Source organism: Paenibacillus sp. OV219, from assembly GCF_900110075.1.
Lineage (GTDB): Bacteria > Bacillota > Bacilli > Paenibacillales > Paenibacillaceae > Paenibacillus_Z.
Map to the genome: position 1 here is coordinate 543,752 of NZ_FOCJ01000002.1, position 14,538 is coordinate 558,289.

Below are 14,538 nucleotides of genomic sequence, written 5' to 3' on the forward strand. Positions count from 1 at the left end.
TGTGTGCGGACGAACGTCTTCAAATCAGCTAAAGGAGTGCAGTAGCCTATGAAGAGCAGGCCAAATGTATTGCTGATCACAAGCGATCAACAGCATTGGAATACGATTGGGGCGTTTAACTCTGAGATTTCGACGCCTAATCTGGATCGTCTGGTGAGTGAAGGCACGGCTTTCACAAGGGCGTACTGCCCGAACCCTACCTGTACGCCGACCCGGAGCTCCCTAATCACAGGGATGTATCCGAGTCAGCATGGGGCTTGGACCTTGGGCACCAAGCTGTCCGAGAAGGTGCGGACGGTTGGTGAAGATTTCCTCGAAGCGGGTTACGCTACGGCCTTGGTGGGGAAAGCTCACTTCCAACCGCTAGCCTCCACGCCTGAATACGCTTCGCTGGAGTCGTACCCAGTTCTTCAGGATTTGGACTTCTGGAGAGAGTTTGATGAGACATACTACGGCTTCCGTCATGTGGAGCTGGCTCGAAATCATGCGAATGAAGCTCATGTCGGGCAGCATTACGCGATTTGGCTGGAGGAGAAGGGCTGCTCGAACTGGAGAGATTACTTCGTGGCTCCGACCGGAACGATGGATAAATCAGCAGCCCACAAGTGGGACATCCCTGAGCAGTATCATTATGACGCATGGATAGCGGAACGGACGAATGCTCTGTTGGAACAATATGAACGGGAGGACACTCCTTTCTTCCTATGGTCCAGTTTCTTCGATCCTCATCCGCCTTATCTGGTTCCAGAGCCTTGGGATACGATGTATGATCCTAACAAGTTGACAATTCCAAGTGGCGCGGCCCATGAGCACGATGCCAACCCACCGCATTTCCGGCTGACGCAGGAAGAGAATCCGGATTTCAGCGGGTATAAAGAAACGGGCTTCGGCATTCACGGCATGCACTCGCATAGGTATCAGGAGGCTACGCTCCGGCGTGACATTGCGACCTACTATGCCATGACGAGTCTGATGGACAAATACATTGGACGCATTCTCGACAAGCTGGATGAGCTTGGTCTTTCGGAGAATACGCTTGTCGTCTTCACGTCCGATCATGGTCATTTCTTCGGTCATCATGGACTGACAGCGAAGGGACCGTTCCATTACGAGGATCTTATCCGAGTCCCGATGCTGGCACGTTATCCCGGGCATGTTCCTGCGGGCAAGGTGAGCGACTCGCTGCAATCTTTGGTTGACTTTGCGCCTACTTTTCTTGCGTTTGCCGGACTGAAGGTGCCGTACACGATGTCCGGCAAGGATCAACACGAGGTTTGGAACGGTCGTCAGAACGCTGCTCGGGATCACATTCTATGTGAGAACCATCACGAGCCCACGACCATTCATCTGAAAACTTATGTCGATGAGCGCTATAAGCTGACCGTTTATTACAAGCAGGAATACGGGGAGCTATTTGACCTCGAAGCCGACAAAGAGGAGCGGCACAATCGGTGGAACGATCCGGATTATGCAGCCATCAAGTCGAGCCTGCTGCTAAAGTATGCATGGGCCGGCCTGGAACAGGAGCCACTATTTATGCCGCGTATCGCGCATGCATAAGTCGAAAGCAACGGTAATTATCCGGAAGCTAGAAGCGTCCGGCATAGAGAAAGGTGAGATCTCGCAATGAAAGCCATTATGGTCATGTTCGATACATTGAACCGGCATATGCTGTCCCCTTATGGGGGGCCCGATTGGATCCATACCCCGAATTTTAAGCGCCTTGCGGAAAGGACGGCCGTGTTCGACAACAGTTATGTTGGCAGCATGCCCTGTATGCCCGCCAGAAGAGAGCTCCATACGGGCCGGCATAATTTTTTACATCGCAGCTGGGGACCGCTCGAACCGTTCGACGACTCCGCCATAGAGTTGATGGGAGATGCCGGGGTGTATACGCATTTAGTCACCGATCATCAGCATTATTGGGAGGATGGCGGAGGGACTTATCATACAAGGTACAACTCGTTTGAGCTTATTCGCGGGCAGGAGGGAGATCCGTGGAAAGGCGAAGTAAGAACCCCGGATGGCCCCCTTCTGGATCACCTGCATCCAATTGCGAAGAAAATGGTTCGACAGGATCGCATCAACCGGAAATACATACGGGAACAGGAGCAATTTCCGCAAGCACGGACTTTCGCAGGCGGTCTCGAATTCATCGAATCCAATTATTTGGAAGATAATTGGTATCTTCAGATCGAAACCTTCGATCCGCATGAGCCCTTCTACAGCCCGGCTGAGTTTAAAGAGCGGTATTCGCATGATTACGAAGGGACGCTAGCGGATTGGCCGATTTACGGGCCCGTTACCGAAGAGCCGGAAGACATCCGGCATATGCGGTTCGAATATGCCGCGCTGCTCTCGATGTGCGATCACTATTTGGGACAAGTACTGGATACGATGGACCGACTGGACCTATGGCAGGATACCTTGCTAATCGTGAACACGGATCACGGCTTCTTGCTCGGCGAGCATGATCAATGGGCGAAGTGCGTGCAGCCCTTCTATAATGAAGTCGCGCATACACCTCTGTTCATATGGGACCCGCGGACGGGCATTCAGAACGAGCGGCGCCAAAGTCTGGTACAAATGATTGACCTGCCGGCTACATTGCTCGATTTCTTCGACATTGAGCGGCCGAAGGATATGCAGGGCAGATCCTTGCGCCGAACGATTGAGGCGGATGTGCCCATTCGGGAGGTAGCCTTGTTCGGCATACATGGCGGTCACATCAATGTAACGGACAAGAGATACGTTTACATGCGAGCGGCAGTGACTACAGACAACCAGCCGCTGTACGATTACACACTTATGCCGACTCATATGCGGAGCCGCTTCGCTCCAGAGGAATTGAAGCAGCTTGAGTTAGCGGAGCCTTTCACCTTCACCAAGCAGATCAAGCCGCTTCGCATTCCGGCTCAAACACGGGGCAATTTGCATGATTTCGCTACTCTCTTATTTGATCTAATCCATGATCCTGAGCAGGCTACCCCTTTGCATGATCCCGAGGTTGAAGCTCGGTTGGTCGAGCTAATGATCGAGCTAATGCAAGATAACGATGCACCGAAGGAGCAATATGAGCGATTGGGGCTTGGCGTACCTAGTCTCCAATAATCAACAAACGGAGTTCGGGATTATCCGGACTCCGTTTCTTTGCTTGCAGCTGTTATGATAGGTTTAGGTTATATCCAAACATTGGAGGAGTTGCATGATGAAGAAAGTGCTGCTTACTGGTTTTGATCCGTTCGGCGGGGAAACGATCAATCCATCCTGGGAAGTGGCGAGCCGGCTTCACCAAAGAAAGCTCGAGGGGCTTGAGGTGGAAGCCAGACAGCTTCCTACCGTCTTCCATAAGTCATTGAATCTACTCCGGCAGCTACTTCTGAATGTGAAGCCTGATGTGGTCATTTGCGTCGGTCAAGCCGGTGGCAGAAGCGATATTGCGATCGAACGAGTGGCGGTTAATCTGAGCGATGCCCGAATCTCGGACAATGAAGAGAATAAGCCGATTGATGAACCCATCATCCCAGGCGGACCGGCGGCTTATTGGTCTACATTGCCTGTAAAAGCGATAGCGGCAGCTATTCGCCAGGACGGAATACCGGCGTCCGTCTCATACAGCGCAGGCACTTTTGTATGCAATCATTTATTTTATGGACTTCAGCATATGCTTGCATCAGATTATCCTTCAATGAAAAGCGGCTTTATTCATATTCCTTATCTGCCTGCCCAAACCGCCGAACGGCCTAATTTGCCAAGTATGAGCTTGGATGTCATGGAACGCGCGATCGAAATTGCCATAAAGACGAGCATACTTAGCGTGTGTGAGCCGGTTGCATGAAGCAATATCGAAGGTCGGAGGGCTCCGGAGGAGTCCTTCTTATTTTTGCTTAAAAACGGTATAATAACTACAGATCTATGGAGGTGGGAAGTTGACAGCAGTAAGGACAGTAGGCGTTGTTGGCGCCGGAACGATGGGTCAGGGCATTAGCGAGATGCTCGCCTTCAACGGGCTTGATGTCTACATGGTAGAACAAGACGAAGAAAGGCTAAATCAAGCGCTCAGCATGATCGAGCAAAGCTTAGATAAGCAAATGGAGCGGTGGGCGCTCACCTCTGCAGAGAAGAAGCTTGTGATGAACCGGATTCATAAAGTGGAGCATCTGAGTGCTCTATCGGAGTGCGAGCTCGTCATCGAGACGATTACCGAGGATTTGGACCGGAAGCTTGATATTTTCAAGCAGCTGGATGATATTTGTGCGCCTGATGTTATTTTGGCGAGTAATACGTCAACACTGAGCTTAACGGAGCTTGCAAGTGTAACTGCTCATCCGGAGCGGGTTATTGGCATGCACTTCGTCTATCCGGTGATCAAGACGGATCTAGTTGAAATTGTGCGCGGCTTGAAGACGTCGGATGAGACGTTCAATCAGACGAAGTATTTTGTCGAGAACACGATACATAAGAACGGAGTCATGGTCTTCGAATCGCCTGGCTTTGTAACGACACGGCTTATTTGTCTATTCATCAACGAAGCGATGCATGTTCTTGAAGAAGGCGTTGCATCGGTTAACGATATAGATAGCGCAATGCGGATCGGATATTCGTTCCAGCATGGACCGTTTGAGATGGCGGACCGTTTCGGACTGGATGCGGTGCTTGCCGCGCTTGAGAGAATGTTCCGTGAATATGGCGAGCTGAAGTATCGGCCGTCGTTCATTCTAAAGAAGATGGTTCGCGGCGGGCAGCTCGGCGTGAAGAGCAGCGCAGGTTTCTTTAACTACGATAAGGACGGAGTCCGTGTATGATTATCCTAGTGATGAATGCGGGGAGTTCCTCGTTAAAATATCAGCTTTACAACATGGAGAGCGAGGCTGTTCTCGCAGTCGGTCGCGTTGAGCGTATCGGAATGGATGATTCGATTCTGACGCATGAGCCTACTGGCGGCATCGAAGTGAACCGCGTGAGCGAAATTCTCGATCATAATGAAGCGGTTCGCAAAGTCATTGATATACTGACGCACCGCGAGCATGGTGTGATGGCATCGATTTCCGAGATTAACGCGGTAGGCCATCGGGTTGTGCACGGTGGTGAGAGCTTCAAGCAATCGACGCTTGTCACGCAAGAGGTGAAGCAGGAGATCAGACGTTTGTTCGACCTCGCTCCTTTACATAATCCGCCTGCTATGATGGGCATTACCGGTGTGGAGCTGAATTTACCGGGCGTGCCGCAGGTTGTCGTGTTCGATACGGCGTTCCATCAGTCGATGCCGAAGGAATCATTCCTGTACCCGATTCCGATGGTGCTCTATCGTCGTCATAAGATCAGACGATATGGCTTTCACGGCACATCGCATGATTACGTGAGCAAGCAAGCGGCGAAAGCGCTCGGCAGACCGCTTGAGGAGCTGAAGCTCGTTACATGCCATATCGGTAACGGCGCCAGCTGCGCAGCGATTCTGCATGGCAAGACACTCGATACGAGCATGGGCTTAACGCCGCTCGAAGGGCTTATGATGGGTACGCGCAGCGGCGACCTCGACCCGGCCATCGTGCCATTCACGATGAACAAGGAAGAGCTGACGCTGAACGAAGTCAATTCCATGCTGAACAAGCACAGCGGATTACTAGCCATTAGCGGGATCAGCAGCGATATGCGTGAGATCGTTCAGGCGATGAACGAAGGCGACAGCCATGCGAAGCTGGCATTCGATATGTATACCTACCGGCTCCGCAAGTATATCGGTGCATATGCAGCGGCGATGGACGGCATTGATGCGGTTATTTTCACCGCGGGTGTGGGTGAGAATTCGTGGCCGGTTCGCAAGGCAATATGCGAGAAGCTGACGTTCCTTGGCATCGAGTTCGACGAAGAGCGCAACCTGGAGCGTTCCAAGGAAGCGCGTTACATTACGAAGGACGGCTCCCGTACGAGTGTGCTCGTTGTACCTACGAATGAAGAGCTGCTCATCGCAAGAGCTACGTTTGAAATTGTGAAATCATCATAAACCTAGAATGATAGAAGTAAATTGTAAAAGTTGAATACTAGTAAAGGCGGAATCGAATATGAAAACATTAACAACAATTAGCCAGCTAAAGGACAACGCTGGTCAATCGGTATGGATTGGATGCTGGGTAAACAACAAACGTTCCAGCGGCAAAATCCAATTCCTCCAGCTGCGTGATGGTACTGGCTATGTGCAGGGTGTCGTCGTGAAGAGCGAGATATCGGAAGAAATTTGGGCATCTGCGAAGGAATTGACGCAAGAGAGCTCGCTTTATGTGAAGGGCATTGTACGTGAGGAGCCGCGCAGTCAGTCTGGCTACGAGCTGACGGTTGAAGACATCGAGATTATTCAAGTGACGCAGGAATATCCAATTACGCCAAAAGAGCATGGTGTCGACTTTTTGATGGACCGCCGTCACCTGTGGCTCCGTTCGCCGAAGCAGCGCGCAATTCTCGTTATTCGCGCCGAGATTATCCGTTCGATTCAGCAGTACTTCGATAACAACGGATTTACGCTTGTAGATCCGCCGATTCTGACGCCTTCTTCATGCGAAGGAACAACAAACCTATTCCATACGAAATATTTTGAAGAAGATGCGTACTTGACGCAAAGCGGTCAGCTGTACATGGAAGCAGCTGCGATGGCGCTGGGCAAAGTATACTCGTTCGGTCCGACCTTCCGTGCAGAGAAGTCGAAGACACGCCGCCACTTGATCGAATTCTGGATGATCGAGCCGGAGATGGCTTTCGTCGATCACGAAGAGAACCTGCGCGTACAAGAGCGTTTCGTTTCCTTCGTTGTGCAGAACGTTGTGAAGAACTGCCGCAAGGAGCTCGAAACGATCGGCCGCGATATTAGCAAGCTGGAGAACATCCAGGTGCCATTCCCTCGCATCACGTATGACGATGCCATTACGTTCTTGCAGGAGCAAGGCCAAGAAATCCAGTGGGGCGAAGACTTCGGTGCGCCGCATGAAACGGCAATTGCAGAGTCACACGATCGCCCGGTATTTATTACACACTACCCGGCATCGTTCAAGGCGTTCTACATGAAGCCGGACCCGAACCGTCCGGAAGTTGTGCTCTGTGCCGATATGATCGCGCCAGAGGGCTACGGGGAAATCATCGGCGGCTCGCAGCGGATCGACGATCCGGAATTGCTGGCAGAACGCTTCGCTGAGCATGAGTTGTCGACGGAAGCGTACCAATGGTACCTTGATCTGCGCAAATACGGCACAGTGCCGCATTCCGGCTTCGGGCTCGGCCTTGAGCGTACGGTCGCGTGGATCTGCGGTCTGGAACATGTTCGTGAGACGATTCCGTTCCCACGTTTACTGTACCGTTTATATCCATAACAAGGGGAGAGGCATAACCGGTGAAAAATGAAATGTGGAAAGCTTACGCCAGAGGCATGGCGGCGGCAATGAACGGCGGCGGTGTCGTCGTTCCAGCCGGTCTGCTGCGTGCTTACCGCGGCGTTGGTTTATCCGACACCGAGATGATGCTGATGGTGCAGCTGATGATGTACCGTCAGCTCGAAGGTGTCGACTTTCCTACGCCGGAGCAGCTGGCGGAGCGCCTTGGCTTAATGCCGAAGGCGGCGCATCAGCTGCTAAGCCGTCTCATGAAGGAAGGTCTGCTCGCAATTGATGATGAGATCGATTCGGAGAGCGGCATGCAGACAGAGCGTTATAACTGGAATGGCTTCGTCATCCGCTGCGCCGAATGGCTAGCGGACGAAGCGAAGCAGTCGTTCGAGACGGAGCGGGAGCTGCAGCAGCGCAGCAACACTGCTGCGGCCCAAGCTGCAACTTCGTCGGACTTGTTCTCCGTGTTCGAGCAGGAATTCGGTCGACCGCTTTCCCCGATGGAATGTGAGACGATCAGCGCTTGGGTTGATCAGGACCGGTATCCGGATGAGCTGATCCGGTTCGCGCTGAAGGAAGCGGTATTTGCAGGGAAGCTGCATTTCCGCTACATTGACCGCATTCTGCTCGAGTGGAGCAGGAACCGGGTGACGAATATTGAAGAAGCGAAAGCACATACACAGAAGTTTCGCGGCGGCCGCGGGTCTTAATGACCCGGGCCGTTTTTTTATATGGAAGGACTTTTGAAATCGGTCGGGGGGATGCATCGGCGTAAAGATACTGCTGTATATTCAGGATTGTCAGGCGGTTTGCCGGATTAAAGCCCTACAGACTATCGAGTAAAATCAGTTGACGATAAAGACCTCGTCCTCTCCAAAAAGATATGCTAAACTAGTGGAAAGAACGGTTTGCCCGCACGTGGTAAGGGAAGGACGATAGGCTGATGTCAGAACAGCAAGCACATGCACATACTCATCCGCACGAGCTTTCGGACTCGGCGGACTCGGGTGACAATAATCATGATCCTGTCAAGCAAATGATACAGGTGATGTCGAAGAACGGATGGCGCATTACGGATCAGCGACGTGAGCTAGCTGAAATATTCGCTCGGACGGACGGTTATTTGTCGCCAAAGGATGTCTACGACCAGATGACGGTTGCATATCCAAGCGTAAGCTTCGATACGGTGTACCGCAACCTGCGCTTGCTGAGTGAGATGGGCGCGCTGGAGCAGTTTTATTTTATGGAGGGCGGTTTGAAGTTTCGGACTAGCTGTCTATCACACCATCATCATCACTTGATTTGCGTCAACTGCGAGAAGACGCTAACGTTTGAATATTGCCCGATGGAGCAATCGTTGGATTTGCCGGGCTCTTTCAAAATTATTAATCATCGCTTTGAAGTATATGGCGTGTGTGAAGCGTGCCAGAAGGAATAGATGTTGGAACATAAAGGGAGCTTTCGCCGCGATGCGAAGCTCCCTTTCGTGTTGTTATGTAGCTTGAATGAGTGATTGAATGCGGCTGTTCACGTCGTCACTCCGGTATAGCCCGCCGTGATAGCAGATTACCTGCTCGATGTCATATGTGGTAAATTGTTGCAGCGACTTCGCTGCAGCCGCATTATCGTAGTTGAACTGGCCAAGCGTAAGCTCGCCGTCAATGATCATCAATGCGTCGGCGGCGATTAAGGTGCGACTTGGTGAATGGTAGAGACTGACGTGGCCAGGTGTATGTCCCGGCGTATCAATGACTGTGATGTCCTCGAACGGCTGCGCGTTCTCGCCGTATCCAACCAGCTGATCTACCTTGCCGGTCGGCGGATGCTCGAGCGCGTTACGGAATGCTTGCTTCTGACTCTCAGGCATCTCCTTCGGTAGTGAGGCAACTGCTTGGTCAATTCCAGCTTGAGTCACTTTGATGAGCATTCGCTCGCCTTGGATATAAGGCTTCTCGGTTGCAGACGCCCATACTTGAATCGGAGCAGCGCTTGCCTGGCATAGAGTAGACAGGCTACCTATATGGTCAATATCTTGATGGGTGATGATGATGTCGGTTAGTCGTTCGATCGACAAGCCTTCATGCTGAAGCGCTTCTTGGATTAGTGCGGCTTGTCCGGGATAGCCAGTGTCAATCAGGATAACTTGCTTCTCATTCCAGATGACGCTCGGATAAATGGAATTCGCACGCCCCATAATGGTTGCTGTAATTTCTAACATCGCGATTCCTGCTTGAATTTGCATCGTCCATAACCTCCGCTTGTTAAGTCTAACGACAATAATAGCGGAATGAACAGTTTCGGTCAAATAAATATTTTATTATACCACACAAATGTAAATTTGTCAACATAATATTTTATGAAGTAACTTTTCGAACGTCATTTCTCGGGCAGGAGGAGAATCATCGGAGGCGTTATCTAAGAACCTATAATACCGCTTGTCGTGCGACTGATGCACGATAGCGGGTTTTTTCTATTCTGCGCAAGTGCCGTATCCAATCTATGAACTCTAGCATATACAAAGAAAAGTAGATTGATAGATTTGATTCGGCTTATTGATTGACTGAGGGAGGTGGATATAAGATGGACAGTTTTTTTGCAAAATTAGTCCCGATCGCCAGGCAGCTCTACTTGGAAGGTTCACCCATATATCCGTCTGTACGGCTTGCGCAGTGCTGGCTTGAGACTGGCGGTAATATACCGTATTGGAACAATCTAGCTGGTTATAAAGGTGGCTCCGGTGTCCCGAACGGCTATTGGAAGGGAGCTGTCGTGAACAAGCAGACGTGGGAAGTCATCAACGGTAGAAGGGTTGATGTCGTTGCGACATTCCGCGCCTACGACAGCATCTATGACTTCTTCAAGGATCAAGATTTGCTATTTGCTCGCAGCCGGTATACGCGGGTCCATGAAGCGAAGGGGCCATTCGAGCAAGCGCAAATGCTGCTGGAGTGCGGTTATGCGACCGACCCGGACTACGCGAAGCAGATCATTGCAATCATCAATGAGAGCGGGTTAACGCAATATGACAGCAAGAATGGAGGCGATGAACCGATGACGGCTGAGGAGAAGAAGGCTTTTCAAGACTTAATGGACCAGGTGAAACAGCTAAGCACTGCACTTAACGTTCAAACTGCGGCAGTTGCTTCGCTGCAAGTACAGGCTGCCCAGATGCTGAAGCATGATCAGATGGATACGGTTCCGGCATGGGCGAAGGACGCAGTCGATGCAGCGGTCAAAGCCAAGCTGATCGATACGACAGTTGGCGGCAGCTATGATTTCTATCGGCTGCTGACCGTGCTGCACCGGAAGAAACTGATCTGATGAAGTGAACAAGAGAGGTTCGCTCTGACCATGAGCGGACTTCTTTCTTTTGTGCGCAGCCACATCCGCTTCCGTCCATGATTATGGTAAAGAGAGCCGAAAGAGGGAATCCTACGGACAACAATTCTCTAAAGGAGGACCAAGCCTTGATCCATCACATTCGCCTCATCGAAATCGTCCTTGTCATCATCGCTTTGTTCGTGATGTGGTACGCTGTCGTTAACTTCAGTACGTTTAAAAGAGTCGTCATCGGGCGTCCGATGCGCTCGCGAGAGCTACATGAGAAACATAACAAGCTGTTCTGGATGATTGCCCTGCCTATATTATCAGCTGATTTATATTCATCCGTTGCTTATGGTCCTGAAGCGGGCTTAACTGAGCTTGCGCATTTGGGCCGGTCGGGGCTATGGTTCGTACTGCCGATAACAGCGGCATCGGTCATTCTGTTGTTTATCTTAATTCTCTCTTACATAATGGGCATCATCGCCTATCCAAGCGGCGGCGGTGCCTACTCCATTGCTAAAGATAATTTCAAGAAGCCATGGGCTTCGCTCGTAGCATCGAGCTCATTGCTCGTCGATTATGTTCTCACCGTTGCTGTATCCGTATCAGCTGGTATTCAAGCCGTTGCTTCGGCATATCCGGTCATCAAGCCATACAGCAGCTCGCTTGCAATATGCTGTGTGCTGCTGCTCGTTATTGTAAATTTACGCGGTGTGGCGGAGTCGGCGACGATCTTCGCTTGGCCGACGTTTGTTTTTATGGGATGCATGATACTCATCATCTGCACTGGATTCATTGATGAATTTTCGCATGGCTTTGTGCAGCCGCAAACCCCTTCCTTCGGGACGATACCAGGAGGCATTACGATCCTTCTCATCCTTAAGGCGTTCAGCTCGGCTTGCTCGGCGCTTACCGGGATTGAGACGATCTCCAACGCTGTTCCCGTCTTCCGTGAGCCACAGCAGCGAAGCGCGATCAAGACTTATGTAGCTTTAGGCACTGTAACGGCAGTAACGCTGCTCGGATATGCGTATCATCTCTATGTGCGCGGTGTGGAGGTGCGGGAGGACAAGACGATGCTGTCTCAGCTGGCAGAGCAGTATTTTGGACATGGCATCGTGTATCAGATCATAATTTGGTCGACCTTCATCGTGCTCATTCTAGCGGCGAATTCAACCTTTACCGGCTTCTCGCAGCTGTCTGCCATCGTCGCTTCAGACAGCTTCCTTCCGAGGGCATTCACGAATCGAGGGGATCGGCTGGGCTATTCGAACGGCATTATGTTTCTGGCAGGTGCAGCTGCACTGCTGATCGCGCTCTTCCAAGCACAGACGAACAGCCTTATTCCGCTCTATGCAATCGGCGTGTTTCTGTCCTTCACCATCGCTCAGATTGGGCTGTGCAAGCGCTGGCTGAAGGTGAAGGGGCGCATGTGGAAGCTCAAGCTTGCGATCAATCTGTTCGGCTTCTTCGTCACCGCGATTGTCACGGTTGTCGTCGCGTTTACGAAGTTTCTAGAAGGGGCATGGATTGTGCTTGTCATTCTGCCCATAATGATCTCAATCTCGGTGATGGTCAAACGCCATTACGATATTATTGCAGCAGAGCTGCGAATCGACCCGAAGGAGACTCGGCCCGAGCCGCATGAGCTCGTGACCATCGTGCTTGTGTCCGGTGTGCATCGCGCTGTGCTGCGCACGGTTTCTTTTGCCCAAAGCCTTGATAGCCGTGCGGTTGCCGTTTATGTTGGATTCGATGATGAGTCCGTTGACAAAATGAAGCTGAAATGGGAGGAGTGGGGTGAGCCGTGCAAGCTCGTTACGCTTCGGGGAGAATTCCGCTCCATTCTAGCGCCGCTCAGCCGGTTCATCGACAGGCTGGAGGTCACAGAGTGCGAGCCAACGAACATTCACATCATCATGCCGCAGTTCGTAACGAAGAAATGGTGGCATAATCTGCTGCATAACCAGAGTGCGCTGCTTATTCGCGCTTGGTTTCTGCGCAATAAGGACGTCGTTATAACGACGGTTCCGTATCATTTGCAGAAGTGATGGCGTGTGATGAGGAACGGTTAATAGATTTTTAAGAGAAATGAATTAAACTGGGAACCATAGAAAGTTGAGGTGCCAGTTTATTATGAATAAGAAACTGAAAACATGGCTTCCAGCGGCCGTTTTCCTTGCCGTTGCGTTAGCTCTTGTACTAATTAGCTTCGTTATACCTGAGCATCGAGAATTATATCGCCGAAGAGAAGTATTCGACGGGATGTTTTCCACGCTTGGAACAATTGCCATTTATGTTGGAGCAGGTGGTTTCTCTTGGCAGTGGTTCAAGCGTAAGCAGAAGTCCCCGTCGGTGCTTGTGCGCAAGGCGAGAATGCTGTTCGATCTGGCCCATAAACCGCTCGGTTGGGTGACCTTGATCCTAGTCGTCGTACATGGCACCTATTTCCTGTTCACCAAACTGCACGATAATAAAATCTACAGCGGTCTAGCGGGGCTCGTGCTGCTTGCAGCCATTGTCGCCTACGGCTTATTCATCTACAAAATCCGTAACAAATGGATGAGAACGGTTCATCGAACGCTTGGATTGCTGTGGATTCCGGTACTATGGCTTCACGCCGGCGGCTCAGCGATAATTGCCGTGATGTCAGCGCTTGCGGTAGGCGTTGTAGTATTCGTGCTAGAGAAGCGTGCGAGAGAGACAGAGCAGTCTGCATCAAACATGGGAAAAAAGCACCTGTAGAGGGTGCTTTTTTTATTGGGTGAATGGTTCTACGTTGATTGACGGATAATGAAAATCAGGATATACTCGTTTAGTCATTTAGTAAATTAGTAAATAACTAAACAACTAAATAATAATGCACCACGAAAGGATCGTACAAATATGAAAATACCTACAACGTTAAAACATAAACCAGTCGTCGTTTCCGAGAATTACGAGCAAGTAGACGGGCGGCTAGCTGGGAAGACGGACGCGAAGGGTCTCTCGTTAGGGCTCGCGCAATGGAATGACCGCGGAAAGGTCGATATCTCGGCGAAAGTATGGCGATACACGGGGGAGAAATGGTCCAGGCAGTCTGAGGAGCTCCCCCTGCACCGCGTGCTTGACCTCTCTATTCTCATTTGCCGATCGGTCGCTCACTTCCGCGAAGCTTACCGCTATGAGCATTTCTACGATGAAGAGAATCCGGTTATCGACCGAGTTGGTCTTCAAGGGGATGCTATGACTATTGCGGTGTGCACAGATAATGACAAGATCAATGAAGATATTAAGCTGTTCAGCCAAGCATTAAGCGATGATGATGAGCTGATCGGAGAACGGCTGCGGACACTGTCGAGCATGCTGAAGGAATTAGGTTATTAGTGGAATGAGGAGGGGAGCAGATGGATAAGGAAAAGCGGAAAGAGCTGCTCGAAGTGTACAAGGAAATAAAGACGTTCATGGGCGTCGTACAAATTACGAATAACGCAAACGGGAAGATGTACATTGACAGCTATCCCAATCTAAAGAACAAATGGATGACGATCAAAATGCAGTTGGATATGGGCAGGTTCGCTAACGCCCAGCTGCAGAAGGACTGGAAGGAGCAAGGGGAAGAAGCTTTCACCTTCGAGGAATTGGAACGCAAGGATGCAGCGGAAGTGAAGGATGTCCGCTGGGAGATGAAGATGATGAAGAAGCTGTGGCTCGAGAAGCTGCAGCCTTATGGAGAAAGAGGATACAACACGATTCAATAGCTGCTGCATACGCCGCCTTCATGAACGAATTCGTTCATGGAGGCTTTTTTCGCTCCTTTTGACACCGACATTCATCTTAATCATTTACACGACCATTAATTGGT

14 protein-coding genes are annotated in these 14,538 nt (G+C 50.8%); 13 read left to right on the forward strand and 1 reads right to left on the reverse strand.

The genetic code is table 11. The features are described 5' to 3' along the window. Positions 1–48 precede the first annotated feature (48 nt). The 8 genes from BMY11_RS08500 to BMY11_RS08535 all read left to right on the forward strand — a co-directional run bounded on the left by BMY11_RS08500 (position 49) and on the right by BMY11_RS08535 (position 8,808). Positions 49–1,560 carry a sulfatase family protein gene (locus BMY11_RS08500; protein WP_090574042.1) on the forward strand — a complete coding sequence of 504 codons (1,512 nt, stop codon included), beginning with the start codon at positions 49–51 and terminating at the stop codon, positions 1,558–1,560. Positions 1,561–1,626: 66 nt separating this feature from the next. Further along, positions 1,627–3,111: a sulfatase gene (locus BMY11_RS08505; protein WP_090574043.1), complete on the forward strand. Its 1,485-nt coding sequence runs from the start codon at positions 1,627–1,629 to the stop codon at positions 3,109–3,111. A gap of 97 nt (positions 3,112–3,208) precedes the next feature. Then, positions 3,209–3,838, forward strand: a complete 630-nt coding sequence (gene pcp, locus BMY11_RS08510; RefSeq protein ID WP_090574457.1) for a pyroglutamyl-peptidase I — start codon at positions 3,209–3,211, stop codon at positions 3,836–3,838. A 91-nt stretch (positions 3,839–3,929) separates the two neighbouring features. Then, positions 3,930–4,805, forward strand: coding sequence for a 3-hydroxyacyl-CoA dehydrogenase family protein (locus tag BMY11_RS08515; protein WP_256217358.1), 876 nt, complete (start codon positions 3,930–3,932; stop codon positions 4,803–4,805). Further along, positions 4,802–6,004, forward strand: coding sequence for an acetate kinase (locus tag BMY11_RS08520; protein WP_090574044.1), 1,203 nt, complete (start codon positions 4,802–4,804; stop codon positions 6,002–6,004). Before BMY11_RS08515 ends, BMY11_RS08520 begins: the two co-directional genes overlap by 4 nt. Before the next feature lie 58 nt (positions 6,005–6,062). After that, entirely contained in the window at positions 6,063–7,358 is a 1,296-nt protein-coding gene (gene asnS / locus BMY11_RS08525; RefSeq protein ID WP_090574045.1) for an asparagine--tRNA ligase, read from the forward strand. Between the two features lie 20 nt (positions 7,359–7,378). Next, a complete protein-coding gene (locus BMY11_RS08530; RefSeq protein ID WP_090574046.1) occupies positions 7,379–8,080 on the forward strand; it encodes a DnaD domain-containing protein in 702 nt (233 codons plus the stop codon). Positions 8,081–8,313: 233 nt separating this feature from the next. Continuing rightward, a complete protein-coding gene (locus BMY11_RS08535; RefSeq protein ID WP_090574047.1) occupies positions 8,314–8,808 on the forward strand; it encodes a Fur family transcriptional regulator in 495 nt (164 codons plus the stop codon). Between the two features lie 54 nt (positions 8,809–8,862). Here BMY11_RS08535 and BMY11_RS08540 read toward each other — a convergent pair whose 3' ends face one another. Then, entirely contained in the window at positions 8,863–9,612 is a 750-nt protein-coding gene (locus tag BMY11_RS08540) for an MBL fold metallo-hydrolase (RefSeq protein ID WP_090574048.1), read from the reverse strand. Positions 9,613–9,950: 338 nt separating this feature from the next. On the opposite strand from BMY11_RS08540, the gene BMY11_RS08545 reads away from it, so the two are divergent. From BMY11_RS08545 to BMY11_RS08565, 5 genes are all read left to right on the forward strand, one after another. Further along, positions 9,951–10,691 carry a glycoside hydrolase family 73 protein gene (locus BMY11_RS08545; RefSeq protein ID WP_090574049.1) on the forward strand — a complete coding sequence of 247 codons (741 nt, stop codon included), beginning with the start codon at positions 9,951–9,953 and terminating at the stop codon, positions 10,689–10,691. 146 nt (positions 10,692–10,837) lie between these two features. Beyond that, positions 10,838–12,745 carry an APC family permease gene (locus BMY11_RS08550; protein WP_371262772.1) on the forward strand — a complete coding sequence of 636 codons (1,908 nt, stop codon included), beginning with the start codon at positions 10,838–10,840 and terminating at the stop codon, positions 12,743–12,745. An 85-nt stretch (positions 12,746–12,830) separates the two neighbouring features. After that, positions 12,831–13,439 (forward strand): hypothetical protein, encoded by a 609-nt coding sequence (locus BMY11_RS08555; RefSeq protein ID WP_090574050.1) that lies wholly within the window; start codon positions 12,831–12,833, stop codon positions 13,437–13,439. Between the two features lie 141 nt (positions 13,440–13,580). Beyond that, positions 13,581–14,060, forward strand: coding sequence for a DUF6530 family protein (locus BMY11_RS08560; protein WP_090574051.1), 480 nt, complete (start codon positions 13,581–13,583; stop codon positions 14,058–14,060). A 20-nt stretch (positions 14,061–14,080) separates the two neighbouring features. Next, complete coding sequence (locus BMY11_RS08565; protein ID WP_090574052.1) at positions 14,081–14,434, forward strand: GIY-YIG nuclease family protein; 354 nt, start codon at positions 14,081–14,083, stop codon at positions 14,432–14,434. The last annotated feature ends 104 nt before the right edge of the window (positions 14,435–14,538 follow it).

What these genes read in the sequence shown, in the direction of transcription:
- BMY11_RS08500 (WP_090574042.1), top strand. Translation starts at nt 49, where the DNA reads ATGAAGAGCAGGCCAAATGTATTGCTGATCACAAGCGATCAACAGCAT.
- BMY11_RS08505 (WP_090574043.1), top strand. Translation starts at nt 1,627, where the DNA reads ATGAAAGCCATTATGGTCATGTTCGATACATTGAACCGGCATATGCTG.
- pcp (WP_090574457.1), top strand. Translation starts at nt 3,209, where the DNA reads ATGAAGAAAGTGCTGCTTACTGGTTTTGATCCGTTCGGCGGGGAAACG.
- BMY11_RS08520 (WP_090574044.1), top strand. Translation starts at nt 4,802, where the DNA reads ATGATTATCCTAGTGATGAATGCGGGGAGTTCCTCGTTAAAATATCAG.
- asnS (WP_090574045.1), top strand. Translation starts at nt 6,063, where the DNA reads ATGAAAACATTAACAACAATTAGCCAGCTAAAGGACAACGCTGGTCAA.
- BMY11_RS08535 (WP_090574047.1), top strand. Translation starts at nt 8,314, where the DNA reads ATGTCAGAACAGCAAGCACATGCACATACTCATCCGCACGAGCTTTCG.
- BMY11_RS08540 (WP_090574048.1), bottom strand. Translation starts at nt 9,612, where the DNA reads ATGCAAATTCAAGCAGGAATCGCGATGTTAGAAATTACAGCAACCATT.
- BMY11_RS08545 (WP_090574049.1), top strand. Translation starts at nt 9,951, where the DNA reads ATGGACAGTTTTTTTGCAAAATTAGTCCCGATCGCCAGGCAGCTCTAC.
- BMY11_RS08555 (WP_090574050.1), top strand. Translation starts at nt 12,831, where the DNA reads ATGAATAAGAAACTGAAAACATGGCTTCCAGCGGCCGTTTTCCTTGCC.
- BMY11_RS08560 (WP_090574051.1), top strand. Translation starts at nt 13,581, where the DNA reads ATGAAAATACCTACAACGTTAAAACATAAACCAGTCGTCGTTTCCGAG.
- BMY11_RS08565 (WP_090574052.1), top strand. Translation starts at nt 14,081, where the DNA reads ATGGATAAGGAAAAGCGGAAAGAGCTGCTCGAAGTGTACAAGGAAATA.